Annotated in this window: 30 protein-coding genes and 1 riboswitch; of the genes, 2 read left to right on the top strand and 28 right to left on the bottom strand. The window is 45.1% G+C overall.

Features of this window, described 5'->3' with window-relative positions; translation table 11 throughout:
- The 13 genes from ltrA to GLV97_RS15405 form a co-directional block, all read right to left on the bottom strand.
- Positions 1-1260, bottom strand: a 1260-nt coding sequence (gene ltrA / locus GLV97_RS15465; protein ID WP_160890045.1) for a group II intron reverse transcriptase/maturase, incomplete at its 3' end; no start/stop codon positions are given.
- 1261 nt (positions 1261-2521) lie between these two features.
- Positions 2522-2797: a hypothetical protein gene (locus GLV97_RS15460; protein ID WP_160842215.1), complete on the bottom strand. Its 276-nt coding sequence runs from the start codon at positions 2795-2797 to the stop codon at positions 2522-2524.
- Positions 2798-2975: 178 nt separating this feature from the next.
- Positions 2976-3596, bottom strand: a complete 621-nt coding sequence (locus GLV97_RS15455; protein ID WP_160842216.1) for an HAAS signaling domain-containing protein — start codon at positions 3594-3596, stop codon at positions 2976-2978.
- Complete coding sequence (locus GLV97_RS15450; RefSeq protein ID WP_160890044.1) at positions 3589-3939, bottom strand: PadR family transcriptional regulator; 351 nt, start codon at positions 3937-3939, stop codon at positions 3589-3591. Before GLV97_RS15450 ends, GLV97_RS15455 begins: the two co-directional genes overlap by 8 nt.
- A gap of 200 nt (positions 3940-4139) precedes the next feature.
- Entirely contained in the window at positions 4140-4400 is a 261-nt protein-coding gene (locus GLV97_RS15445; RefSeq protein WP_160842218.1) for a hypothetical protein, read from the bottom strand.
- A gap of 264 nt (positions 4401-4664) precedes the next feature.
- Positions 4665-5084, bottom strand: a complete 420-nt coding sequence (locus tag GLV97_RS15440; RefSeq protein WP_160890043.1) for a hypothetical protein — start codon at positions 5082-5084, stop codon at positions 4665-4667.
- Between the two features lie 15 nt (positions 5085-5099).
- Positions 5100-5663: a DUF4256 domain-containing protein gene (locus GLV97_RS15435; protein WP_160890042.1), complete on the bottom strand. Its 564-nt coding sequence runs from the start codon at positions 5661-5663 to the stop codon at positions 5100-5102.
- Positions 5642-6130, bottom strand: coding sequence for a GNAT family N-acetyltransferase (locus GLV97_RS15430; protein ID WP_237418635.1), 489 nt, complete (start codon positions 6128-6130; stop codon positions 5642-5644). The genes GLV97_RS15435 and GLV97_RS15430 overlap by 22 nt, the downstream gene beginning before the upstream one ends.
- A 310-nt stretch (positions 6131-6440) precedes the next feature.
- Positions 6441-6935 (bottom strand): HIT family protein, encoded by a 495-nt coding sequence (locus GLV97_RS15425; RefSeq protein ID WP_160835215.1) that lies wholly within the window; start codon positions 6933-6935, stop codon positions 6441-6443.
- Between the two features lie 377 nt (positions 6936-7312).
- Complete coding sequence (locus GLV97_RS15420) at positions 7313-8128, bottom strand: YitT family protein (RefSeq protein WP_160890041.1); 816 nt, start codon at positions 8126-8128, stop codon at positions 7313-7315.
- Between the two features lie 153 nt (positions 8129-8281).
- A complete protein-coding gene (locus GLV97_RS15415; protein WP_160835213.1) occupies positions 8282-8665 on the bottom strand; it encodes a hypothetical protein in 384 nt (127 codons plus the stop codon).
- A gap of 168 nt (positions 8666-8833) precedes the next feature.
- A complete protein-coding gene (gene ade / locus GLV97_RS15410) occupies positions 8834-10579 on the bottom strand; it encodes an adenine deaminase (protein ID WP_160890040.1) in 1746 nt (581 codons plus the stop codon).
- 137 nt (positions 10580-10716) lie between these two features.
- Positions 10717-10818: riboswitch (purine riboswitch) on the bottom strand.
- A gap of 53 nt (positions 10819-10871) precedes the next feature.
- Positions 10872-11234, bottom strand: a complete 363-nt coding sequence (locus tag GLV97_RS15405; RefSeq protein WP_160835211.1) for a potassium channel family protein — start codon at positions 11232-11234, stop codon at positions 10872-10874.
- A 151-nt stretch (positions 11235-11385) separates the two neighbouring features.
- Between GLV97_RS15405 and GLV97_RS15400 the strand changes: the two genes are divergently transcribed.
- Complete coding sequence (locus GLV97_RS15400) at positions 11386-11763, top strand: nuclear transport factor 2 family protein (protein WP_160835210.1); 378 nt, start codon at positions 11386-11388, stop codon at positions 11761-11763.
- Between the two features lie 43 nt (positions 11764-11806).
- On the opposite strand, the gene GLV97_RS15395 is transcribed toward GLV97_RS15400, so the two are convergent.
- Both GLV97_RS15395 and rpiA read right to left on the bottom strand, forming a co-directional pair.
- The gene (locus GLV97_RS15395) at positions 11807-12778 is read right to left on the bottom strand and encodes a Gfo/Idh/MocA family protein (RefSeq protein WP_160890039.1); all 972 of its coding nucleotides are present in this window, start codon (positions 12776-12778) and stop codon (positions 11807-11809) included.
- Positions 12775-13458, bottom strand: coding sequence for a ribose 5-phosphate isomerase A (rpiA, locus tag GLV97_RS15390; protein ID WP_160890038.1), 684 nt, complete (start codon positions 13456-13458; stop codon positions 12775-12777). The genes GLV97_RS15395 and rpiA overlap by 4 nt, the downstream gene beginning before the upstream one ends.
- A 387-nt stretch (positions 13459-13845) precedes the next feature.
- On the opposite strand from rpiA, the gene GLV97_RS15385 reads away from it, so the two are divergent.
- Positions 13846-14718 (top strand): DMT family transporter, encoded by an 873-nt coding sequence (locus GLV97_RS15385; RefSeq protein WP_160890037.1) that lies wholly within the window; start codon positions 13846-13848, stop codon positions 14716-14718.
- Between the two features lie 81 nt (positions 14719-14799).
- On the opposite strand, the gene GLV97_RS15380 is transcribed toward GLV97_RS15385, so the two are convergent.
- From GLV97_RS15380 to GLV97_RS15320, 13 genes are all read right to left on the bottom strand, one after another.
- Positions 14800-15120: a hypothetical protein gene (locus tag GLV97_RS15380; RefSeq protein WP_160890036.1), complete on the bottom strand. Its 321-nt coding sequence runs from the start codon at positions 15118-15120 to the stop codon at positions 14800-14802.
- A 152-nt stretch (positions 15121-15272) separates the two neighbouring features.
- The gene (locus GLV97_RS15375; RefSeq protein ID WP_160890035.1) at positions 15273-15902 is read right to left on the bottom strand and encodes a pyridoxamine 5'-phosphate oxidase family protein; all 630 of its coding nucleotides are present in this window, start codon (positions 15900-15902) and stop codon (positions 15273-15275) included.
- 23 nt (positions 15903-15925) lie between these two features.
- On the bottom strand, positions 15926-16090 hold the full coding sequence (locus GLV97_RS15370; RefSeq protein WP_160835204.1) for a hypothetical protein: 165 nt from the start codon (positions 16088-16090) through the stop codon (positions 15926-15928).
- A gap of 22 nt (positions 16091-16112) precedes the next feature.
- Entirely contained in the window at positions 16113-16565 is a 453-nt protein-coding gene (locus GLV97_RS15365) for a hypothetical protein (protein WP_160890034.1), read from the bottom strand.
- Between the two features lie 304 nt (positions 16566-16869).
- Positions 16870-17541: an HAD hydrolase-like protein gene (locus GLV97_RS15360; protein WP_160890033.1), complete on the bottom strand. Its 672-nt coding sequence runs from the start codon at positions 17539-17541 to the stop codon at positions 16870-16872.
- A gap of 178 nt (positions 17542-17719) precedes the next feature.
- Positions 17720-19498: a M3 family oligoendopeptidase gene (locus GLV97_RS15355; protein WP_160890032.1), complete on the bottom strand. Its 1779-nt coding sequence runs from the start codon at positions 19496-19498 to the stop codon at positions 17720-17722.
- Between the two features lie 79 nt (positions 19499-19577).
- Positions 19578-19742, bottom strand: a complete 165-nt coding sequence (locus GLV97_RS15350) for a hypothetical protein (RefSeq protein ID WP_160890031.1) — start codon at positions 19740-19742, stop codon at positions 19578-19580.
- A gap of 573 nt (positions 19743-20315) precedes the next feature.
- Positions 20316-21740, bottom strand: a complete 1425-nt coding sequence (locus tag GLV97_RS15345; protein ID WP_160890030.1) for a DUF2254 domain-containing protein — start codon at positions 21738-21740, stop codon at positions 20316-20318.
- A gap of 251 nt (positions 21741-21991) precedes the next feature.
- Complete coding sequence (locus tag GLV97_RS15340) at positions 21992-22453, bottom strand: DinB family protein (RefSeq protein ID WP_160842233.1); 462 nt, start codon at positions 22451-22453, stop codon at positions 21992-21994.
- Between the two features lie 47 nt (positions 22454-22500).
- Complete coding sequence (locus tag GLV97_RS15335; protein ID WP_160890049.1) at positions 22501-23673, bottom strand: iron-containing alcohol dehydrogenase; 1173 nt, start codon at positions 23671-23673, stop codon at positions 22501-22503.
- A 700-nt stretch (positions 23674-24373) separates the two neighbouring features.
- A complete protein-coding gene (locus GLV97_RS15330; protein WP_160835195.1) occupies positions 24374-24724 on the bottom strand; it encodes a DUF2200 domain-containing protein in 351 nt (116 codons plus the stop codon).
- 51 nt (positions 24725-24775) lie between these two features.
- Positions 24776-25819 carry a serine hydrolase domain-containing protein gene (locus tag GLV97_RS15325; protein WP_160890029.1) on the bottom strand — a complete coding sequence of 348 codons (1044 nt, stop codon included), beginning with the start codon at positions 25817-25819 and terminating at the stop codon, positions 24776-24778.
- 49 nt (positions 25820-25868) lie between these two features.
- Positions 25869-26207, bottom strand: coding sequence for a hypothetical protein (locus GLV97_RS15320; RefSeq protein ID WP_160835193.1), 339 nt, complete (start codon positions 26205-26207; stop codon positions 25869-25871).
- Positions 26208-26261 lie beyond the last annotated feature (54 nt).

Here is a 26261-nt window from a genome sequence, read left to right as displayed (position 1 = left end):
TTTTAGCGTTCCTACCGGTCGAAGGCGGTTCACTAAAAATGGTCTAAGATCGTAAGCAAGACGTGAGAACACAAGATTTACATGGGTCGCTCGTTTAAAATATTGGTGAAGTCCTAAAACAAAGCTAATGTAACGATGAATATTCTCAGCAGAAGGCGAAGCTTTCATTCTTCGAATGAGCTTTTTCGCTTCCTGCTTCATTTTCTTTCTTTTTGAAGAAATGACCCTAGTATGGGCCACTCGTTTCTCACCCTTTTTATTCGCACGAATGGTGAACCCTAAGAACTCCGATTCTCGTTTTCTTAAGTTTACAATTTGAGATTTCTCTGGTGAGATGTCCAGCTTTAAACGCTCTTTGAGGTATAGACGTACCGCATGGTACCACCTTTGCGCTGTCTTTCCATCCCGACATAGAATTTTAAAGTCATCTGCATACCGGATCAGATATCCTTGTTTCAAATTCGTTTGTTTTCTTGCTCGCCTTCTTGCATCATCCGAACTGTAGGATTTCGACAAGGGAAAGACTTCCCACTGGTCTGCAACCCATTGGTCTAGATCATTTAAGACGACATTAGAAAGAAGGGGAGATAAGATTCCACCTTGTGGTGAACCCTTCTCAGGCACTCCTTCTCCATCAATTTCTGACTTTACCATTTTAGAAATACAAGCCAGTACCTTACGGTCTTGAATACCGATATTCCAGAGTTGCTTCTTTAATAGACGATGATTTACGTTATCAAAGAAACTCTTAATATCTACATCAACGACGTAATGAAGTTGACCGCGATTAATCAAAGATTGTATCCTTGCCATAGCATGATGAGCAGACCGTAAAGGTCTGAAACCGTAGCTATGTTTGAAGAATTGCGATTCTACAATCGGTTCGAGAACTTGCTTGAAACATTGTTGGATCACACGATCCAAGATGCATGGAATCCCAAGAGGTCTCCATTTTCCGTTCTCTTTTTCAATCCATTCTCTTCGAACTTTCTTCGGGCAATAGTTTTGAAGTTTACTTCGGGCTTCATTTACCAGATCATTTTCTGAGAGCTCTTTCATGTCATCGATGGTCTTCCCATCGGTTCCTGGTGTTTTGGCACCTTTATTGGTTTTGATCATGCGAAAAGCGAGCAGGATGTTTTCTCTCGATATGATGGTTTCATATAGATGTGAAAACGTACTTCCCTGACTCGCTTTTTCATGAAGATCCGTAAAGGTTTCCGTCATATTATAATAATCCCAGTTTCGCAGCGTTGACACTGTGGCATCCCTCCTTTGGAGCGATGTTCCCACGTTCCTACCCGATCGGTGCCATTCACGTAAGGAAAATAATCATTTCATACTCTAGACTTGGGGCTATTCCTCCACTTCCATTACAGAAATTTCATCAGTCATTCCCCTACCCTCACAAGGACAAATGCTTTTCAGCATACCTTTATAGCAACCGTTTCGGGTGACAGCCCTTGATTCAACGTCCCTTGCTTTCCAAGTACCATACAACGTAGCTATCCATACTAGACGTAGATGCTTCCTATAAGCCTGTGAGCTCGATACCGCCATCGTTCGGTATAGCGTCTTTCAGAGGGGGCAGTTTTACTCCACACCACTCACGTCATCGTAAGATGACACGTAAGTTTCCTTACATTCTAAACTCTAGACCCTTACCTTCGGAAGTTCGTCAGTTCCTATCTCAAAGAACAATTCTCATCCTATCTAGTTTTTTCAGCCGTGAGGCATATCCGTCGGCATACCTTTATGGCTTCAGCCTTCGTTCTGCCCAATCTACCTGTGCTTCACACCCTAAGACCTGTCCGTCTTAACGCATGCAGGAGTGTTGACGGGATGGTTTCGGGAAACATGGATCCTTCATTCCCATCCTCCGTTGTACAGTTAAAATTTAGTTAAATAAACTTCCTGCTTTTCACGCTAAAATGCGTTTATAGCAGAACTTGTCGCGCGCCCCCGTTTATGTAAGACTCGAAACCGAGATACTTTGGAGTTGATCTACAACTATCGCTCCGATTAGTTTAATATGGTAAACCCTGATGCTATAAACACTACAATTAGAATTAACTTTATATAACCACTATATTTAGGTGTTCCATGGTTTTTCTCTAAATATGCTATATAGTTCACAAGTAAAAGTAATCCAACGATTGAGGTAGCAAATCCCACATTGTCATCTTGTATTAACATAGCCCTTAAAGCCATGAATCCTACTAGAAAATACCCCAACTACCCCATTGTAAATTGCAAAATATGCTTCATACCTTCCCCTCCTAAGTTACCACCAATAAGGTGTTTTACTACCTTCAACAACAAAATATACAACCTACTTTGAGTAACAATAATCATTTTTTATCGACATTACTTCTCCGTCAGTACAATATACAAAAGTAATTATTAAACTAACGCCCCCATTACAGGAAGACTTGATTTCGAGATATCTTTATCCTTCCCAAACTAAGAACCTGTTAGTTTACTAACGATCCTTATTGAATTATTTTTTCATCTTATCTTGTTAGTAAGAAATTCCAACAATAATTCTTATTAAGGAAATTATTAATACTATAAAAATCACATATAGGAGTGTTTTTAGGGACTCTTTATACGATTTATTTTCTCTATTCTCCTTCTTAGAAATACTCCAAAGAAAGTTTACGAGATATACAGTTATTAGTGCAATCCCTGTATAATAATTCGGCAAATCACTAAAAGCAATTACTAATATCAAAAATATAGCTATTAATCCAGGAAATGCACCTTCTTTGTGTTGTTTATCACCTGATTTTTCCAAAGCACCACCTCTTTTGTAGTAAGGATTTAACTTCTCTACTTATTCTGCTTAGTCACTTGAATACTTTCAATCACTTATTTAAAAGGAAGCGAACCACTATTGATGAATTGCCCCCGTTTTTATAAGACTTGATTTCGAGATGTTTTATATAAACCGCATTTATAACTCGATTCCTACTCTAAACTATTACTACCTTAATATTTCTAAGGTATAAGTTTCGCACAGAAAAATAAGTCAATATCCAAGTAAATAAGTAACAAGCAAGGTAAGCAATTTTAAACGTACTCAAATTTCCTGTCTGCATTATATTTATAGAAAAAAATGCAAATGGGATTGCTAACACCGGAATCATGACTCTGCCTATTTTCCGAAGAGTATCTCCTCTTTTGTTTGCGAGTCTGGTTTTATAAAAACCAAACAATACAATAGTCCCTACTATGAATTGTAATAAGAACGGTAAATACAAACCAATGTCTATGTGCTCCATTATAAGTGGCAGAGCTAATGCACCAAAAGGAGCTACTACTGAAACAACTGTAACCCCAAACCAATAATCTGGTAATTCAAATTCTGTTTTTTGTTTGGAAGTTTGTTCTTCCAGGAGAATGTCTTTACTGAGTTGTTCAGGAGAAATAAATGAGTCAACAATTTGATGCTCTGTTTTTCCTTCTTCTGCGACCAATTCCATGAGGTGATCTCTAATTTCATTAAGATGAGTACGTCTTTCATTTGCTGGCAAATCTCTTAATTTATGTTCCAACTGACTTAGGTAATCCTCCACGGTATACCTTTTACTCATTTCCTTCTCTCCCTCCAGATTTCAAGTTATTTAAAAACGTATAGACACTTAGAAACTCCTTCCACCGAGCTTCTAAAATCTCCTTTCCTAAATCTGTTAAATAATAATATTTTCTGTTCCTTCCTTCGTATTCTTCTTTAAATGAATCAATCCATTTGTTTGCACTCATCCTTCTCAGAATAGGGTAAATTGATCCGTCTGCTATTGGAAAACTACTGTCATCTTGCATTTTTTTCGTTGTTTGATACCCGTACATGGAATCATTCTTCAGAAGCAATAGAATAGCTAATTCAAAAGTTCCTTTTCTTAACTGAGTGTGCCATTTGTCATTTTTTGTATCCATAGCTATATGCTATATCAGTGATATATATGTTTCAATGACACATATTAGTTTTTTAAAATCCCCGCTACTAATAATTCAGTGCAGGGAATAAAGTAAAGCTATAGTTAGTTGTGGTTAATGTTAATCCTTTTATTGCAGAATCGCCCCCTTATATTGAAGACTCGAAGTCAAGGCATTTGCTGCCTTCACTTCCAATAAAATTATGTGTTCATCATACTTTCAATTTTCCCTTTTATTGATGTGTTGTTGGTGAAAAGAATATAATTCTGATTATTTGTCCTTATAAAAAGTCTTTCGGTCGTGGCATATGGATACCCCATTCTTACTGCAGTTTTCTCTTCGCCACCATAAGTATCATCATCAATAACTTCTATAATGTCAGTCTTATGTATTTCCACTTTACTAAAATGCCACGAAATAATAACATATCCGTCTTTTTCTCTTACATTAATTCCAACCATAAATAACCCTCCAGGACAAAGACAAAATTTGGATTTAAAACTCATAGTACAGGTACGATTTTGTTTGAATTAAGTTTCAAAAGCTAACTATCTCGAAACTGAGTCTTATAGAAACCTGCCCTATACTGAAAGACTCGATTCCACGATAATACCCCTCTCTCCTACGTCTTCTAAGAAACAGTTAATGAAAGAGAATATGGCCGCATCTTCCCTATTTTTCTTATGTATATAAGTAAGCGCAAATATTAATCACCGTTGTCAGCATCATGATTCATACCACATATCTCCGGCATCCTCGTCATCCCACGTTTCAAATTCTGAATGAAAGACATCAGCCTGGTGAGTGAGTTCGTGATCGGCAATCACAGCCACATCTTTTACGGTCAGGCTGTTGTAATACTCCTCTGCTTCCGGTACTCCTGCTGCACTGAGTCTATACAGCTCCTTCCACGTCTCCACCACAGGATGTACATGAATCAGATCCCTGGACGTATACGTTGGGGTGGAATAAAGTCCTGTGGCGGACGCAACATTGTGAAACACGATGCCCAGCGGGGATTCATACGGGGAAATCGAACGGGGGTGTTCATAGAACCTTTCGAGCTCTTCCAAAATCAGCTTCCCGCTTTTTTCATGGGATTGTATATGGGTTGTATCAGTTACGGATACGGCGTATTTCATCAAATCGCCTTTCTTCTTTTACAGTCGGAGTGAACCTCTGAACCCACGGGCGGCATAGTAGGATTCCGCCCCATTATGATAGGTGAATACACGCCCGTAACGGCGATCGCAGAAAAGGGCCCCGCCTTTGGAGCGGATATCGTCCGGCGTTTTTACCCAGCTGGATGTTTTCTTATCATAATCTCCTGTTTCCTGAAGAAAATGATATTCCTGTTCCGTAAGAATGGTGATGCCGATTTCTCCGGCCAGATCCACCGCGGAGGTTTCCGGTTTGTATTTCTTCCTCGCCTCCAGTGCCTCCCGGTCATAGCAGACGCTTCTCCTGCCTTTTGGACTTTCCTTCACACAATCATAAAAGATGAAATCATCTGCCTCTTCCTCGTAAAGCACTACATCCGGCTCGCCTCCGGTTTCTTCCATACGATAAAGCACAGCCGTTTTTTCAGGGTGAGCGTTCAGCTTTCTTTCCACATCCCCCCACTGAATATCCGGATGTCGTTCCGTATGTTTCTCAAAACGCTTCTGCAGTACAGTAAGGAACGCATTCATTTCCTCTTCGGCTAAAACATTTTGTTCAGACATGCTTCTTCCTCCTTGAACAGTTTTTTGTAAAGAATAATATGCGGGCCTATGGGCGGGTAATCGAACACATCTCCATAAGGGGAAAATCCGAGTTTTTCATAAAAGGGCTGGACAGACGTACGCCCTTTGCACCACAGAAGATCTCCACCGGCGTTTTTGATTCGCTTCTGCCCGTCTAAAATCAGTGCACGCCCTGCACTCCTCCCCCGGTACTCCTGCAGTACTGCCATAGCCCTTAATCGATAGGAATGAGCGCCGCCGATTACAAGTGTGGGTTCATGATAAAAGGATGCTGTACCGATCAATTTCTCCTTCGTGAACGCCCCCAAATGAAACGTATCGGCATCATGATCGGTATCGTACTGACACGCAGCAAAAGACTGATGCGGCCGCAGTATTTGATGGCGCAGCAGATAGGTCTCTTCCGGAGTGATTTCTTGAATATGGAACTTCTCCTTATCCATCATGACGATTACTTTCCGCTAACTTTTCCAGCTGTTTCCCGATAAACTGAAGATTACGTGCAATAACAATAAGTACTAGAGCGATGAATGCTAAAACAATGACAATCAAATTGGAGCCTCCTCTTAATATTTTCCGATAAATTCTTGAAACTGAATAATAAAACCGAATAACAAAACGATGCCGGTGCACAGGCAACCGATGTGAATGATCCGCTGAAATGTAGTTTCCTCTTTTACCTTCCGAATCGTTATGAGCGGAAACAAAGTCAGCAGCACACCAAATAATAGAGCGAAATCGATAACAACCCTCTCCTTATTTCTGGATGTTTTGTGACAAATAGGCTTCTTCCATTAATTCTACGATTTTCCTGCCGATTCGTTCCCGCATTTTCCCATGCCATTCATCCGTATATTGGTATCTTTCACTCTTCCATTTAACCTCCGGATACTGCCAGACCGGATACGCCATTCGTTCTTCCGGCTCCCAGTCATAACGCGGGAAAATGTGAGCGTGCAGAAAAGGGTCGGAATTGCCGTAAATGGAATAGTTCAGACGTCTCGGTTCACATACATCCTGGACAGCGTCCCCGATCAGACTCATATCAAACAGATAGTCCTTACGCTCGCTGACCGGCATATCTTCGAGCGACCGATATGGATGAAAAGGCAGAAGCACACAATACCCCGGAAGAAACTGCGTGTCCCCGATGGCTGCATATCCACTTTTCATCTTTGCGATGACCATCGGATTGGTGCCGTTGGCTGCCGACTGGATCCGGTCTTTTTTCCATGCTTCTTTGTTTACCATCGTACTCTCCCCTTTCTTTCACTCTAATCCCTCCCCCTTCGACAAAGAACCAAAAATTCCCTTCCTGGTTGGAGAAAGTATGAAAGATAGAAGATTCAAGTTCATTTTGAGGCATCAGGATTTTCAACTTGATGAATGCAAGGCTTCCCTTTGAAAAGCTCATGAAGAGAGGAGACTACAACTTGAATCAGGTGAATTTGAAATCCCTGATTCCCCGGGGAGTTATATAGTAGAAGTAACCATTTCCCTTGAATCCGTGAAAGTTCAATACGCAGGGAATATTGAAATTGTAAAAATCCAAGCGAAGGACCAGCTGATAAATACTACAGCAATAAAAAAGGCGGTTATTCACAACGAATAACTGCCTTTTTACGCACCTATGAAATGAATCCGCCCGAGACGTCCTTCACGTTGTGTACGACAATGAAGGCGTCAGGATCGGTTTCTTTGACGACCCGCTTCAGCTTGAGAAGACGGTGGGTATGAACGATGATGTACAGGACCCGGCGCTCCTGCTTGGAATATTCCCCTGTTCCGTAGAACAGCGTCGCACTGGAAGCGAGCTCCGTCGTAATCCGCTGAGAAATTTCCTCGGTCTTAGGGGAAATGATATTGATCGCTTTCTTCGAGTCAAACCCTCCGAGCACGAAGTCTGTCACGATCTTTCCGACGTACAAGGTGATCAGCGTGTACATCGTGGAGATGGGACCGATGATAAAGATACCTGCAACAACGACCATCGCATCAAGCGCGAACGTCACTCCGGTCAAATCCCACCCGAGCTGATGATTGAGCATCCGGGCGATAATAGAGGTTCCTCCGACCGAACTGCCGGCCTGATAAATGAAGCCGAAACCGATTCCGGTAATAACCCCGGCAAAAATGGCAGCAAGCAGCGCATCTTCAATCGGATACGCCCAGATGTGTTCGAAAAACCATAGTAAAAAGGAAAATAAGGCCACATTAAAAACGGTTTTGATTACCATCGGCTTCGGAAGATACCTTATGCCGACACCGAGAAGGGCGACGAATATGATCGGTGTCGTAATCCCGGGGGAGATTCCGGTGCCGTAGTAAATCAAAAGAGAAGCACCGACAATACCGCCCTCAGCGATGGAGTTCGGCATCGCCAGCTGCGTCACCGCCAGCGCAAATAAAAGAGATCCAATAATAATGTACAGGGTGTTTTTCATAGTTTTTCCTCCCATCTCCAACCAAAATGTCATCCACCTTTTCTAACAGACTCTTTTATTAAAAGCGAATAGAAAAAGATGGATTTGTAAATGATTCACTTCGAAATCCATAGATAAACCTGTTTTTTCAGCTGAAGAACAAAGGTTCAGCCGTCATTTTTTCAATACGAATTCTTCTTTGTTTTCTCCCCATTCGACGGTCACTCGGATGGTCTGATCGCTGTTGAACATGGTAGAGTTACTGCCGGAATGGTGCGTAAATGTCCCATTTTCCGGTGTATGTTTGAGGGTGATTTCTCCGTTTCCTGTAGACGTGTTCATTTCATACTCGTATTCTACATAACCAGCTTCCTCCAGTTCCTCCACATCTCCGTTGAATAGCAAGGCAAAGTCTTTCGTCGTTTCCTTCTCCGTCACATTCACTTCCAGTTCTCCGTGCCAATGTTCACTATCCCCTTCATAAATGTAGCGTTCCTGATTGGAACAGCTGCATAAAAGGAGTAAAGCGAGAAAGGCCGTTATGCTCCATCCCTTCATGTTTCCAGAACCCTTTCTTTTTGTGAGGTTTATTTCAGAGAAAATGATGCGGCTTTTAGCATCAAAGACCAGGGTATGACAATTATTTCAGAATCCCCCACATTCCTCAATATCTTCCCTGCAAAAAAGAAAAAAGCTGAAGACACGTGCTGCTTCAGCTTTTCGTGTTCAGGATGAACTGACAGGGATGTGCTTCTGCTGGATCGTATCAAACAACCCTTTCGTTGTCAGCTTCAACTCCGGTATGACGGGGAGGGTTAAGAAGGATAAGGTCAAAAACGGATTGATATCGACATCATTCTTTAATACGCGTTCCAACGCTGCATCGATTTTTTTCAATCCGTCATAAAGCGCTGGTGCGTCCTGCTTGGACATCAGTCCGGCGATTTCAAGCTCCACGGAAGCCAGAACCTTCCCGTTTTGAACGACAGCGAGACCTCCGCCCATGTCGTGGAGATGATGGACCGCAGTCAGGATATCCTTGTCACTCGTTCCTGCCGCCACCAGGTTATGAGAGTCGTGAGCGACGGTCGATGCGATGGCCCCATTGTTCATTTTCAGCCCTTTCACAATTCCGAGACCTGTATCCCCCGTGTTCTGATGACGCTCAACAACGACGAGTTTGCTTTGATCACGTGCAGGCGACGGAACAAACAGCCCATTCTCCACTTCCACCTCTTCCCTGCGCTTATGTGTCAGCAGCCGGTTGGGGACGACTTCGATAACTGTGCCCTGCTGGTGATAGACAGGGATATCAAGGGAGCCTTCCTGCATTTCAGGAATATGAACGGTGTCGCAGACCGCTGGAACGACAGAATCAGCTTCACGAGAATCACCGGCATAGGCCCCTTCCCCCGCCACCTTTACTCCTGATTTATAGACCGTTTGAACCTTTATGTTCTCTAAATCATCAAAGAAAACAAGGTCTGCTTCATACCCGGGAGCCACGGCTCCCTTCTGTTTCAGGCCGTAGCATTCCGCTGCATTGATGGTCGCCATTTGAATCGCCTGCACCGGGTCGATCCCATGTTCAATGCTCAACCGGACGTTATCATCGATGCTGCCTTCCTCCATTAATTCGTCCAAACCTTTATCATCGGTGCAGAATAGGAACCTGTGCGCATTACGATCGGTTACCACAGGAACAATAGATGCGAGATCCTTGGAGGCCGATCCCTGCCGGATGAGGACATGCATGCCCCGTTCAATCCGCTCCAGGGCTTCTTCGCCTGTATTGCATTCATGATCCGTCGTAATACCGGCGGCTTTATATATGTTCAGGGCCCTCTCATCAAACCCTGCACCATGACCGTCAATCGGTACATTATAATAGAATGCGGCAAGCACCTTGTCCATCATGTCATCTGAACCGGCTTCCACCGCAGGGAAGTCCATGACTTCAGCGAGACCGAGCACCTGTTTATTGTGATAGAAACCTTCGAGGTCATCAGCCATAAGGTGCGCTCCGTTCTGTTCAAGGCTTGCAGCGGGCACACAGGACGGCAGCATAAAATAAACATCCAGCAGGCTGTCTGCGGCATCATCCATCATGAACTGGATGCCTGCCTTTCCGCAGACGTTGGCGATTTCATGAGGATCTGTCACCACAGACGTCACGCCACGGGAAAGTGCAACTTTGGCAAACTCACTCGGCCTGACCATGGACGATTCAATATGGACGTGTCCGTCGATGAAGCCGGGCGCGATGTACATTCCAGCGGCATCCACCATCTCTTCGGCCGAATCATAGCTTCCAAGCCCGACGATGAGACCATCCACGATGGCGATGTCCTTCTCCACCACCCGCTGGTTAAAGACGTCGATCACCTGCCCATTCTTTATAATCATGTCAGCCGGTCGTTTCCCAGCTGCCACCTCTATACGCTTACGTAACTGCTCTTTGTGTTGATCCATGCTCCTGCCCCTTTCTTTGAACGAGATAAGCACGTACCGCCGGCTGGTCATCGATATAAAAAAACTCCAGGAAACAGACCTGGAGTTTGACGTTAAGGAGTAATGAATAAACGGGAACCTGTCCATAGTTAGACGCTCCCCTCTCATTTCTTCCTCGTAGTCAAACTATTTACGGTAGTTTGGTAGAGACTTTTGGACCTTATTTCCAACGTTATACGAGTCGTTCTGAAGTTGTGTTTAAAGATATTGTTTTCTATTGTAAGCAGAGACGGTTGTCCGGTCAACAAAAATTTTATAATGTCTTTCTGCGCTGGGTTTGATTTTCATCGTGCTTCTCAAAATCCGCTACCGCCAATCCCACTTTAATTAACACCATCGCCATCACACCCATGCCGACAAACAGGTAGATCATCGTAAACCATTTACTCAAATCCTCCTGCGGGACAAGGCCGGTGTTTCCGCTGGTTGGGATCAGACTGCTGAAGGCATAATAAAAGGCGTCCAGATACGTCCAGTCCTCCACCCCTTTGTAAAACAACGTACCGGACAGCAGAATGAATGCAAGTGTCGTCAGCAGCGAGCGGAAGACCGGCTCCTTCATACTCCGGAACAAGGCGGTCAACAGCCGCTTCAATGTTAATAGAAATGAAATCATACGTACGTCCCCTTTGTGAACCATATACCGTACATTTTACCACAGAGACCCGGAGGAAAAAGCGGAAAAGCAGGCCGGCTTTTTGACAAAGGGGGTTCTTTTTCTATATGTTTAAACGCGTATCCCATTGATCTACTGAAGGAGAGACACCATGAAAAATTTGGATTTGTATTTCGACTTATTCGACCGCTCAAGAACGAGTGAACAAGCGGAAGAAGAGCTTCACCAGCTGTTCAGTGAAGATATCGTTTTCGTTCTGAACGGTGACCGTAAGGAAGGCTTGGAGAACTGGAAAGCCTTCGTCCGCAGCATTTACGAAAACAACGTGGATTTGAAGCATATGTATGAAGGCTGGAGAAAGCACGAGGGGACGGATTTATATATAACGAGATGGGCCGTCTGCGGAAAACTCGCTTCCGGCAAAGTCTACACCCAGACCGGCATCGACAAGGCGATGCTCAATGAAAATGGGGAAATCACCTACCTCGAAAACATTCCGGATCAGCAGGATTTGTTTGACGCGTACTGATCATAAAAAGGCAGCGCTCCACGTGGAGCGCTGCCTTTTTCCTTTATTCAAAGTCGTACGTTAACTCCCACTGCTGGCGGGCTTCATCCATTAACGCCATCACCTGGCGGGAAAGCGGAAGGGTCCAGTTGTCCCCTTTTTCCAGTATCAAACGGTTCATGGCCTCGACCTCATACTGCAGGGCCTGCTTCGTATCACCGGCCTCGATCGTTTCAACGGAGCCATCTGCTGTATAGGTGATGGTCGCTTTTTCGGCTCTCGGGAAATCATCCACGGTAATGAAGCCTTCATCACCAGCGATAATCCCGCGCTTCGGCATCTTCGCACGCATCGCAAGGGAGACGACGGCCATTTCGTCATCATCATTCTTCATGACGATGCCGGACTGTTCATCGACGCCCGTCTGATATTTTTTCACGGTCGTATGAAGCTCTGTCGGCTGGCTGGACAGGAAGAAACGGACAAACGACAGCGCATAGGTGCCGATATCCAGCATTCCGCCGCCGGCCAGATCCGGGTTGATGAAGCGGTTGGATGGATCATCCTCCTTACAGCTTCCAAATGTCACGTTGACCATGTTCACCTTCCCGATTTTCCCTGCTTGAATCAGGTCAGCAAGCTTCTGATACAAAGGCATATGGTACAGCGTCATCGCTTCAGCAACGATGAGGTTTTCAGCTTCTGCAAAATCAATAATTTCCTGTAGCTGCTCGCCGTTCATCGTAATCGCTTTTTCACAGAAGACGTGCTTGCCGTGCTTTAGTGCGTCCATAATATAACGGTAATGAATGCTGTGCGGGGTAGCTATATATACCACATCCACGTTGTCATCCTGAAGCAGCTGTGCGGTTTCTTCATAGACGTGCTCGACTTGGTATTCATCAGCAAAGGCTTGAGTCTTCTCAGGGTTGCGGCCCCATACCGCGTATACGCTTCCATTCACCTCCTGGATCGCTTTGGCAAAGCTTCCGGCAATCCCGCCGGGCCCTACAATTCCCCAATTCACTTGTCTCATCTTACATCTCCTCCTTTATTCATTTCCTGTACTCCTGTTTCTCCAGCTACCAGTACCTTGGTAACGACAGATGTAAACAACGAGGAATCAACCACGCCGTTCACACCTTTGAACCGGCGTTCCAGATCAGCACTGTCCTGCCCCGCTTTCATGAAAACGTCTAGTAAAAGGTTCCCGTTTTCTGTGCGTACCGGCCCATCCTGTTCACTACTGTGACGAACATGAGAGGAGCGGACAGGAAACGATTCCACCTGCTGGGTAACGAAACGTAGGGCCTGCGGCAGCACTTCCAACACCACCGGATGGTCATAGGTTAATACCGGGACAACCTTTGTCTCATCAACAAGGAGGATATATTCTTCTGAAAGTCCAGCGACCAGCTTCTCCCTCGTATGAATGCCTCCGCCGCTTTTCAAAGCATGAAGCTGCTGGTCGACCTGATCACATCCGTCAAAAGCCGTATCGATTTTCGTAACATCTGTGATGGAAACAACCTCCAGACCGGCGTCATTACAGGTCTGCTTCGTCTCCCATGACGGCGTCACTACTTTTACATACATCTTATTTTCTTTCAGCAGCGTAATCAGGTGCTTGATCGTACTTCCTCCACCAAGCCCAATGATGCTGCCTTCGGTTATGTATTCCAGTGCCTTCTCCGCACAACGCTGTTTCACATCCATCTATTCTCCACCACCTTGGCACAAATGTACAGCAAGGGCGTCATTTCTGCAATGTATACGCTCCATTTTTATCCAAGTCGTCTCTTTGCCTGTTTACAAGGGAGCCGAACTCTTCTCGTTTCATAAAAGTCCCTATCTACGCCGGACCGATAAGGACTCCTTTATGTCGCAGAAACCCTCTCCCTCCATGGAAAGAAATCGTTACAGGTATTGAACGTCTTGCAAAATCTGAAAATTCAACACAATATGTTATCTCAGAATATCTTTATCCCCCAAAGTCCCTACTCCATTATACCGATTGTTATAGTTGTTGATGATTCTACGTTTAATAAGGGTTTCCTGATGGAATATGCCCTAAATAGATCTGGTAAATAGAGGAGGAAGCATATGAAATATATCGGTGTCACATTTATTTTGACCGCCGCTGTCTTATGGGGGATGACTGGTGGTGTGGCGGACATTTTAATGGATAAAGGATGGAGCCCGGGCGTCATTTCCTTTTACAGGGGAGCCGTCGGTCTCGTCTGTGTTTTCATTTGGTTTATCATCAAGCCCCGCCAGCATATGCCGCGCACGTATTCGCTCGTTTTATGGGCAGCTCTGGCTGGTGTCGGCGTCGCCGGGAACTTCACACTTTATTTTCTTAGTATAGAATCATCCAGTATTGCGGTAGCGGCGACCCTCATGTACACCGCACCTGTGTTTGTGATGCTTGCTTCTTTCTTTTTAGGGATCGAACGGTCTTCCTGGCTGAAATGGGGCTGTATCGTTTCCGTATTGATCGGGATCGTACTGCTTACCGGAGCCTATAGCAGCAGCGGGGCATCCGTCAATCTGACCGGAGCGCTCACTGGACTGGGCTCAGGCCTGTCCTACGCTCTGTTCATTTTCGCCTTCAAAAAAGCAGCCGCAGAAGGAAGCGCACCAACGACTCTGACGATTTCCTTCATCGTTTTCAGCATCCTGTTGTTTTTCTATATGGATATTCAGGAAGCGGCTTCCGTTCTTACATCAGAGGACCTGCCTCTGTTCATCGTACTCGGATTGATTGGTGCAGGCATTTCCTTCGTCCTCTATGTATTCGGGATTAAACGGACAGCTCCAACTACAGCTTCCATTGTTGCTATGGTGGAACCGGTCACGGCCTCCATTTTCGGCGTCCTTATTCTCAGTGACAGTTTATCGCTCATCCAAGGTGCCGGAATGGTTATTATCCTGGTGACCATCACTCTGCTATCCTTTAAACAGGCTCAAGATTGAATCCAAAAAAAAGCCGTTCCAGTTACTGGACGGCTTTTCTTTTTTATAAGGCTTTAAGGTTTATATGGATAGTTGACGAAATTATTTAATGTTTTCCCGGTTCTTTTGGTTGTAATGAATTTGATTAATGTAGAACTTACTAATGTAGTAAACAGCCCCAGTAATCAGCACTACAAATGCTGAAAAACTTAAAGTCATCAAAAATCCCCCAACAGCCGTCTGCAGGACATTGTTTAAGATTAAGGTCACAGCTGCGAAAATGATAGCTGAAATCAAAATAGTCTTTTTGTTCATCCCAATTCCCCTTTTGTTTCTGCGAAATTTAACTCCTATAGATATCTGTACACCAGCAGCCCCTGAATAACCATTATAAACTCCAATGATAGGAGAGTTATTTTCCAAAGGTAAGCAACCCTAAAACTTAACTCCGCCTATTATAAATACCCTTTACTTTTTCACTGCGGAAATGAAAGCGATAAGAAAGAAAACAAAATAAACAAGGCCGACGCCAATTAAGATGTTCATAATCACATCCATCCCAAGCCCACCTCCAACTAATACAGTCTGTTATGATAACTCTCATCCAGACGGTCCTGAATGGAGTCCATCGTGGAACCAGGGAGCTTGGCATGTGTAAAAAGCATCCGGGCGGCATTCGGATGTTTCCCTTCTGCGATCCATGCTTCCGGCTGCCAGAGCTTCGAGCGGATGAAGGCTTTGGCACAGTGAATAAAACACTCCTCCACCTCCACAGCAATGCCGAGCTCAGGCAGACGATTTTTGACTGCCATTTTCTTCAGCACATCCGGATCCTGTATGATCTCCGCACGACCTTTAATACGGAGCGTTTCTCCAAGTCCCGGAATGAAAAAAAGCAGACCTGCACGTGGATTGGCAATAATATTACGCAGGGAATCCACCCGTTTATTTCCCGGCCTTTCCGGTATAACCAGCTGTTTTTCGTTGAGGATGTGGACAAAGCCTGGGTGGTCCCCTCTCGGAGAGGCGTCCGGCTGCCCTTTTTCACCTGAAGTCGTAAGCACGAGAAACGGAGATTTAGAGATAAAATCCATACAGCCGTCATCCAGACTGTTAATCACCTTGTTGCGAACGAGATCACTTGGAGCTCCAACAAGACCCCGGAGCTCTTTCTCATCCGAAATCGTCTTCTTGAACCGATACATCCCGTTTCCACCCTTCTGTTTTCTTATAAAAACACAGCCCCTGCGATAAAAACGAGTAAAAGAGGAAGGAAAACAAAAATCATGATCAGCACCTTCACATTTTCCACGTCTGTAAACAATGTCCTGCGATTAAGATACAGCATGAAAGCAAGTAAAAGAATCGATATCCCTGTCAGCCACCCGTACACCGTCTCTCTTCCTCTCTCCCATTCATGACAGGATGTCTTTAATATCATACAGCTGATCCATTAAAGAAAGACCCGTCAACACAACCCCAAAGGAACTGTATAGAATGGTTTTCCGAACGCTCTCCCCTTTTTTCACATCAACGGCAACCCAGTACAACGCTGCGAAGATGGAAGTGAAAAACAGCCAGTAGTGAATGGACTGGTCATTGAGCTGATCGACGAGCATGTTGGCTTTCCATTGATCTTCTTCAGGTGGATCATACATCACGGTTTCCTCTGTCATTCCGAATGCATTGTTTTTCTCAACCGTGACCGCTGTGAAATCCTCATTAACCATCTTAAATCCGACAGCATCATAACCGAGGGGCGTATAGCTGAGCGAACAAGCGAGGAAGTAGGATAGACCGAAGGCAGCCAGTACAAAGCCTGCATAACCCAGCTTCCTTTTCCATGTCTTATTTTCATTGGTTTTCATGATGAATCCCTCTTCCTTTGTTATACATCTACCTAAATTCTATAAGTTATGGGTGTTTTTGTCACACCCTCTCTTCTCAGTTCCATCATTCTCTCGGGAGAGCTCAGAAAAAAAAGATCGTTCCTTAAGAACGATCTTTTTTGTTATGACGATCAGGCAGATGCCGCCACAATAAAGACAACCATGGCAACAGCATTCGAAGCGCTGATCAATACCATCCCGACCGCCCCTCGCACCCGGGCCCCTCTCCGAAATCAATAGGCTGCACTACACATGTATGTACAGCCCTTACGCTTACAAGTTGTTATGGATAGGTTGTTCCTTCCAGTAACGGTATGACGTTCTTCAATTCACGCAGGTCTTCGATGACATGATCCGCCTGCGCGAGTTCTTCCTCCTGCGCAAAATCAAAGCGGCACCCCACCGCTGTAAGACCATTTTCCTTGGCCGCCCGGATATCAGACAGTCTGTCCCCGACAACTGCCCCTTCCTGTATATGATACTTTCGGATAATCTCCTGTACAAGACTGGATTTATCAAGGGAATCGATCTGTTCAATACTGAACGTCTCCGTTACCCAGCTATTGAGACGGTAATATTCTACAATCGTCTGCAGGTAACGTTTGAGGCCATTACTGGCTATGTATACAGAAAAGCCCTGATTCGTCAGTTGTCCCATCGTCTCTTTCACACCGGGGTACAAGGCGCCTCTGCCGTTTCGAATATGGCTGATGAGCCTGTCTAAAAAGAGCGCGTCCACTTCGTTTCTTTCGTATGGAGTAAACTCAGGCAGCAGTGTCTCCCACACTTTTGGAAGAGGCACCCCCATAATCTGCTGATATTCAGCCAGCGGGGCATCTCCTTCCCATTTGTTGATTTTCCTCAACTTCTGGAAAGTATCTTCAAGAGAGGCTTCCAGGACTTGATTCGTTTGAAATAGTGTTCCGTCCATATCAAAAATGATGGCTTTTGTCATAGTACCCTGCCTTCCGTTTTTCAGTCATTTGTTGTTCCTCTGGTTAATCCATGGTCCTCATGAAGGAATTTAGGATTAGACATCACAATAAGTCCAGAAAGATCAATGAAATTATCGATAGACAATCCTCCGCAGATGTACGAGATCGACGGAATTATGAGGCATTCACTCTAAAAAGTCACTTTGTAAGTTTTATATACTTTTCTACTGCATCCTTTAAAGGTTCTAAAGAAGCTTCCCAGAAGTCTGATCCAGTCAAATCCTCATTCAGAAACTCCCTTCCCAGTTCTTCCATCGTACGCTTTCCAGAATTCTCAAGCAGTTGGTCATACATTATTGGAAAGCCCTCCCGTTCCTTTAAGTACATCGAATATAGACCGTTACTGAACAAGTAACCTATCGTGTACGGAAGGTTATAATAGGCCTTTTCTGTACTATAGAAATGTGGAATCGTCATCCATGTATATCCATTTACATCCGCCAAGGTGCCTTTGAACCACTCCTCTTCTTTTTCAGTATTCAATTGAACGAGTTCATCAGCTGAAAGGGCCCCATGCTTCCGACGTTCATAAAACGCTCTTTCAAACTCAAACTTTGCCGGGATAAAGGCGGTATACTTCAGTCCATTAGTAATTTTCATCTCCAAAAGAGAGAGCTGATCATTTTTTGTTTCCGCATGTTCAATTGCTGCATCAAGGACAAGATTTTCAAGGAATGTAGAAGCTGTTTCTGCAAGTCCTGTACCAATCTGTCTGGCAAAACCCGGCTGTTCATGAAGGATTAAATTATGGTAGGCATGCCCCAGTTCGTGGGCAAGCGTGACCAGATCCTGATAACTGCCTGTAAACGACAGAAGTACGCGGCTTTCTTCAGCCGCCGGAAGTGATGCACAAAAGGCACCATGACGTTTATGTTCAGAAGGCTCTGCATCAATCCACCCCTGTTCGAATGCGCGTTCAGCAAACACCCCCAGTTTTTCACTGAAAGAGTGGAACTGACGAATAATAATTTGTGCCGCTTCGTCATAGGTGAGCGATGTTTCTGAGGTATACGTCGGCGCCTGCGTGTCATACCATGTCAGCTTATCGACCTTACTCAATTCAGCTTTTCTTTGGAAAAATTGATGCAGCAAGTGTTTATGTTCATGCAGAGTGTTCATCAAACTCGAGATGGTCGTTTCACGTATGCGGTTTTGATCCAGCATTTCCTTCAACGGATTAGACCAGTCACGAATTCGGTAAAGCTCGTTTCGAAATCCAGCAAAGTGATTGAAAATAGAAGCAAACCGATCGGCATTCGCTTCACAGGTGTTTAAGATTTCTTCACCTACAGCTTTCCTTACACGACGATCGTGAGAAAAGGCCGCTTGTACAAAAGCCTGGCTGAAAGGAATACTCTGAGCTTCTCCGTTCGCTTCCACCCTTACGCGCAGGTTCGATAATTCCTGCTCGTAATGATCTTCCCACCCATCAAACCCATCCACAGCAAGGTCATGAATAAGTGCTTCCATCTCAGGAGAAAGCTGGTCCTCCATTTTTCTTCTTTCTTCATTTAAATAAAATCGGGCGGATCGAACCTCCGGATGTTCTACGAGTTGTTCCCATTGAGTGATCGAAATCTTTGCCAGGAACAAGCGGAACGAAACCATCATCGTATTAAATTTAGATTTTAAAATGCTGCACCGCCCGGCCATATCGCGCCATTTTGCATCTGTAACGTTTGTGGACTGCCGGCAGATGATATATTCATCCAATTCGAATATCTTTGTTTGAAGTTCCTGTACATGTAGAATGTTTTCAACAGCTTCCTCTATCAGCGTATCTTCATTCCCTTTCTCCAACTCGCTCTTTCTTCTTTCAAGCTGATGAACGATTTGCTCCATCTGTTCCTCCAGCGCCACTTCCCGCCCACCTGGGCGGACAGATTCCAGATCCCATTGGGTTGTTTTCACCCTCATCCAAAAACCCTCCTATGTAAATAAGCTGGTTTCATTGTAATATAAATTGGAATTCTTTTCCTCAAAAACAATGAATGTTCTAAAAATTGAGAGCGGTTAAAATCAAAATAATTCCACTCAATACCGCAGCGGCCACATACATCCACTGTCCATTCAGCTTCACAGGCAGATCTTTCAGCATGATTCCTCCCCATCCTGCGACTACAAGAATGGTTACAACAACAGCTAAAATAACCGTCTCCATTACAGTCCCCCTCTCTCATGCGGGTCATTAAAAGTTTTGTACACACCCTAAATCAGAGCGATGTCAAGCCTCTCACGATTCCCCTTAAATAATAGCTCCTACAAACAGCCAATAAATATCATAAGATAGTAATTAAAAATTATTCCTCAAAAATGTTTATGAGACTCAGTGACGGGAATGCATGTTCTGAGGGGGAATTTAAAATGGAATTACTCCAATTCCTTAGGGGGGAAATGTATACTGGAATAAGTTTTCACAACGAATATAACAAACCTGTCTGCTGTGATCTGGGGGCTTTCACCTCTAACGAGCAGCTTTTACTCTTTATGGAGTTAAAACCAACGACAGTGAAGTACTTTCCGATGGAGCGAAATCCGTACTTAATTTGTTCAGACCAACATCATTCGCAAACTTATTTCCTTTCTACATGACCTGGGCACGCCGGGAGTCCTTTTGGATTTCCGGCCGTCTCCCTTTTAAATAGATAACCCTCTGCATTCCAAGTATTACAAAACGACAGATGATCCGCAGCACGAAAAAGGCTTATCCATAATCGGATAAGCCTTTTTCGTGTTAAGAAAGCTCCTGCTCATACTCTCCGGTTGCTTTCTGAGGTACCGTTGCTGCACTTTTTGAACTGACACGCTGCAGCATATATTCGAGTAGAAACAGGTAATCCTCCTGATGACCTGTATTCTTGGAAAGCTCGGAAAGCTGTTCAATAATGTACAGGCAGTCATTTTCATAGAGACTGTAATTATCGAAGCCAAGAATCGTCTGACGCGCGAATTCCCACAGATCCTCGTGAACGTCCTCGTCCATCGTTTTGCTGAGCAGGGAAATCATCGTCAGCAGTTCCGTCATAATCGTTGAATTTTGGTTGGCGTATTCCCGGATCGACGCGAATCCTTTATGAAGATAATAACGGAAATCCTTCTGATTCAAAATCACCCGCAGCTGCTGTTCCTGGTCAAAAAGGTAGGGAGAGAAATTGGTGGACTGACCGATGCGCTTCAAGAGATCCGTAATCTGATGGATGGTATTCGTCACCGTCAGCGGGTCGTTATGACCGAGCGCTTTGATGGCTACCTCTGCAAGCTTGATCAGCCCGTATTCGAGGTCCTGAATTTCTGTCTGCTTTACACCAATTTCAATCGACTTAAAATAACGCTCCGGATGAATCTTGGAGCCCTTTTCCCAATAAGTGAGAAGCGGGGTCCCCTCCACAACAAACTCACCGATCCTTACATTAAACCGCAGGAGAGCATCCTCCCGTGAGGCCGTCTTGACGAGCTTTGCAAAATCCGCCACCTGAAGGTAACCGGACTGATGTGATGTCAACACCTTCCCCTCATCATCAGCAGGAAGTGAAGTCGGTTCGATTTCCTTGTCGAGATGAAAAGGAGCCAGCTCCTTCTCCAAAGCGGTCTGAACAGACTGGGACTTGGCGTTCATATTGTAGCTGATATTGTGCACCTGCATCCATGTCGTCGTATGGTTGATAAAATAGATGAAGGTGACAGCGGCAATAATCGCCGTCAGAATTGATAAAACCGGCGTTGCGGCGATGTACTCCTCTTCCTCATGCGTCACATACAGGAAGTTTAACAGCACATAAATGAAGCTTCCGTTGAAAATGCCGAGCACATGTTGAGTGGCCCGGTCACTGACAAAGTTGACGAGCATTTTGGATGAAAACTGCCCGCTGAACGTAGTTAAGGCAACAAGCAGCGAGTTGATTGTAAACGCGCTCAAAGTAAGAACGCCTCCGACGAGCGCACTCAGCAGCACCTGCAGCGTCTGTCCGCTGAAGCCGATGGGCGCCGGCAGGTACAAGCTGACGTCCACGATATAATCGAGGTAAAAGGTGAACGCCGATAATCCGACAGCCCCGAGAATATACCAGAACGGCATAAACCAGATCGTGGATTTCAGCTCACTCTTGCGTTGACGCCGGCTCATTTTGAAGTACTTTTTTATATAGTAGAAGAAACTCATACGCGGCACACCATTCTGTTCTTAAGTATTGGAATTCTTCTAATTCCTTCCCTTGAACGGTAGCTGCTAACCTGATTTCTTATAATTCTTTATGGTGGGTGACGCGATTTATCGATATATCGCAAAAAATAATTGATATACCCGAAAAAAAATCGATATCCTTTTCCACTATTTATTCGAATACGTTATCATCCATACTTCTACCTCTCATCCTAGGCAAAAACCGGCCGGAAATCCGGCCGGTCTGCTTCTTACTTTTGATCGGTCTGTGCCTTGATTGCTTTTATTGTTCCCGTATGTACCCCTTCGTGATACAACGTGAAATTCAGAATTTCACCAACGGTTTTCATGGATAGAAACTCTTCTGCTGCCTCTTCATCAAGTTTTCCTGTGAGAGCTTCCTGCAGGAGTGCCGGCTGCTCTTCCAGGTGTTTTTTCAATTCATCAAGGCTGGGGACGTTACCTTCCCAATCCGCCGGCTTCGTTCCTGGAGCGAATAATTGGAAAAAGCGCGGAGGTGTTTCGACCGGTGTACCGGCAAACTTAGCCACCATCCCATTTTGAGCAGCAACAATATGACCAAGATTCCACCGGATATTGTTCGCAAATCCTTTCGGCTGGAGGTCTGCCTGTTCCTCCGTAATTCCATCCAGCATTTTCAATGTCGCTTTTCTAACGAGTGCAATTTGTTGAAATACCTGTTCTTCATTCATGGTAACAACTCCCTTCTCTCCCATTCTATCCTTCTATGCATTGATTCTCAAAGAATCGGAGATTGAAAGGCCGTCGTTAATATCTGCAGATAATCTTCTTTCGTAATCGTCCGGGCATTGCTCGGGGTCGAGTTGTTGCGTTCCGCAAGTTCAGCCATCCGCTCGAAATCTTCTTCCTGAACAGAAGGTATTTCACTCAAAAGAGGAATGTCCAGCTGTTTTGTGAACGCATCGATTTTACGGACGAATTTCTCTACTGCTTCCTCATCCGGATCGTTATCTTCTGCCATCTTCATAAGCCGGGCCATTTCCGCGTGCAGCGGCACGTTTTCCTGCGCATTAAATTCCATGACATGAGGAAGGAATATGGCATTCGCTACGCCGTGCGGGGTATCATAGAGGCTGCCTAGCGCTTCCGCCAAGCAGTGGACAGCCGCTACATCCGCTGACCCAAAGCATAGACCCGCAAGCAGGCTTCCCTCCTGCATTTTCGCCCGTGCCTGAAGATCTGCTCCATGTTCAAACACTTGAGGAAGATGCTCGACAATGACCTCCATCGCTCTTGCTCCCATCGCCTGTGATACAGGGTTCGTCACCTTACACGAATATCCCTCGATAGCATGGACAAGGGCATCGACTCCTGTTGCTGCCGTTACGTCCTTTGGCACCGTCAACGTCAATTCCGGGTCCAGTACGGCTGTTATCGGACGGAGCATCGCGTGCTTCAGCGTGATTTTCCGGTGCGAGTCCGCGAGTGTAATGACCGAAGAGCGGGTAACTTCTGATCCGGTGCCGGCTGTGGTTGGAATACAGAGAATCGGTGCTGCATTCGTATAAGCCCTTCTCCCTTCTACATAGTCTTCGGGACGGCCGCCGTTCGGTCCAAGAAGCGCTACCGCTTTCGCCGTATCAATGGGACTTCCACCGCCAATCGCAAGGACAGCGGAAGCTTCTTCTTTTTGAAACACTTCCGCGCCCATCAGGCATTCGGTATCGCGCGGATTCGGAGATACCTGGTCAAAATCCACCACACGATAGCCCGCATCTTCAAGAGAATCTAAAACAGGCTTTACGATTCCAGCCTTTTTCACACCCGGATCGCTCACGACCATCACGGTGGCCCCCGGCTCTGTCATCTCCTTCAGCAGTCCCGGTACTTCCTTGGAACGTCCAGGTCCCATCACAATTTTAGTCTGGCAGTAGTAGTCAAAATTCAACAGTAAAACCTCCTTTTCTATTCATCGGCCTTCGGGCTTGTGTTTGAGTATGTACGTATGCTTCCTTAGCGTGCATCATTCAGCCCTCGTCACCATTTCTACTATACAACTTTTCACATAATATTCCGACAGATCAAATGCTTTTTTCTTCCTTATCGCCAGGAGCGAAAGCCCCTTCCCTTTCCGCGGACGAGCAGAGAACAATCGTTACCCTTCACTGGGACGGCTCAGAAAGCAAGCGTAAGGATGGCTGTCATTGCGGCAGCGAAGGATTTCAATCATTACCCGGCCTGTTTTCAGGTATTTGAATAGAGTGACGAATGAATGATACGACGGCTGAAAGGGATTTATTTCCAAGTGCTGAAACCTATGATACCCTTGGATTATCTACTTTCACGATGTAACCATAATGGAAAGAGGTGTTTATTTGAGGAGAATATGGCTCCCTTTATTAACATCAGTTGGGACAATGGCTCTATTATATTGGATTGGAGATCTATTTCATGTATCTCTTTTCAGGTTTTCATTCGAATTAAATGAACCACTGGAAAATGGGTTCTTTTTCGATCTGGATATTGAAATATCACCGATTGTTATCGGCTTAATCGTTGGATTTATTGTGGAACGAAGAGTTAAAGTCCAAAGTAAATAAAAAAGAGACACACCGGCTCTGCTATAAGAGCAATGTCTCTCTTTCTGCCTGTTACCCGCGCAGTATTTTTTCCATAGCCTTGCCTTTCGCCAGTTCATCCACCATCTTATCCAGATAGCGGATTTCCTGCATGATCGGTTCTTCAATGTCTTCCACCCGGACACCGCAGACGACCCCTTTGATCAGCTTCCGGGACGGGTGCAGCGCGGGTGCCTCCTCGAAAAAGGTTTCAAAATCCGTCTTTTCCTCCAAGTGCTCCTCCAGCTGTGCCTGGGACAGCCCGGTATGCCAGCGGATGATTTCATCGACTTCCTCTTTGGTGCGTCCTTTTTTCTCAGCTTTTGCGACGTAGTGAGGATAAACACTGGCGAAACTCATGCTGTAGATTTTATGTTTGGTCATTCCACAACACCTTCCTTTTAACAGGATCTGTATCTGTATTATAGCATGGTTTTACTTTCCGCTATTCCATCCCAGCAGGAAATCCTCGATGACATCAGTGACTTCGAACGGTCCGGATTCCTGATTGGAAGGAACCACTGTGATGAGGCCTGCATCCGGATAATAAGAGGAGCGGAAGCTGACACCGGGATCACAGCCCATGACGTGGTATTTGTATATATGCTCGTCTTTTTGGTTCAACCAAATTCCGTACCCGTAATAAATCATCTCATTCACTTGCACATAAGGCTGCAGAAGCCTGCTGGTCATCTCTTCGCTCAGCAGTTCATATTGGAATAAAGCTTCCCAGAACTTCGCCATATCCGGAGCTGATAAAAACGCGCCGCCATCTGACCCGCCTTGTTTGGGAATCGAATAAACATTCGTCCGCCATGTTCCCTTTTCCTTGTCATCGATATAGCCGATCGCTGTATTGACCGGGAGCTGATCGAGAGAAAAATACCCGGAGTCATACATCCCGCAGCGATCAAAAATCTCCGACTTTACATAATCGGTATACGCCTCTCCTGTTTGCTGCTCGATGATCAACCCAAGCAGAATATAGGCCGCATTGTTGTAGTGGAACCGCTCCCCAGGACCGCCGTTCATCGGTTTCTTTTGAAAAAGGGGCAGGAAATCCTTGAGCGTTTCGATTTTATAGACAGGCACATCCGTCCATAAATCCTCGTAATCCTCCATCACTTCCTCATCAAAATAATCCGGCAGGCCGGACGTATGCGTCAGCAGGTGATGAATGGTTACATCCTTATTAAAATAAGGGAATTCTATCGCCAGACAGTCGGCCAGTGGTGTATCAAACTCCAGCTGTCCTTGTTCCACAAGCCGGCAGACAGCCACAGCGGTGAACAGTTTGCTTCCGGAGGCTGTTCCGAAACGGGTGTTGTATGTATTCAGCCTTTTCTCCGCTCTGTCTGCGTAACCATAGGCCTTCTTCAAAAGCACTTGTTCCCTGTCCTTTACATAGACCACTCCGGAAAAGCTGATGTCCTTACTTTTATCATGGATCATTTCGGGCAGCTCTTTATGTATTCTCATCGATTTCCTCCGCTCCATTTTGTTTCCTGATGAAAGACTTTAATCTCAATCAGCGAAAAGTGGCGGCTTCTGTTTCGGCCAGCCATTTGTCGACAGCTTTGACAGGGAAATAGTATTCGTAGCCGATTTTCACATAAGGGATCTGACTCTTCACACCATCCCCCTCATTCTTCGGAAGAACCTTTTCTATCTGCTCGTCACTAAGACCCAGGTAATCCTGAAGCTCCAAATAACTCAACAGCTGAGGACCCTCAGGCTGTTCGCGGACTATAACCTGTTCACCAGCCTCCTGGGAGCTCTGCGTGAGAGCGTTGGAAAGAATAATTGCTCCTGACAAGATGCAGGCGCCTACAATTAATAATGACATGTTGGTCGTTAATTCTTTCATGACCATCCTCCTTTACGGCCCTATTATTCCAAAACCTCCCTGGAACCTCAATCC

This window comes from Halobacillus litoralis (assembly GCF_009856355.1).
Taxonomy (GTDB): Bacteria; Bacillota; Bacilli; order Bacillales; family Halobacillaceae; genus Halobacillus; species Halobacillus litoralis_B.
The sequence above is the reverse complement of the archived record's forward strand: the minus strand, read 5'-3'. Positions and strand labels throughout refer to the sequence as shown.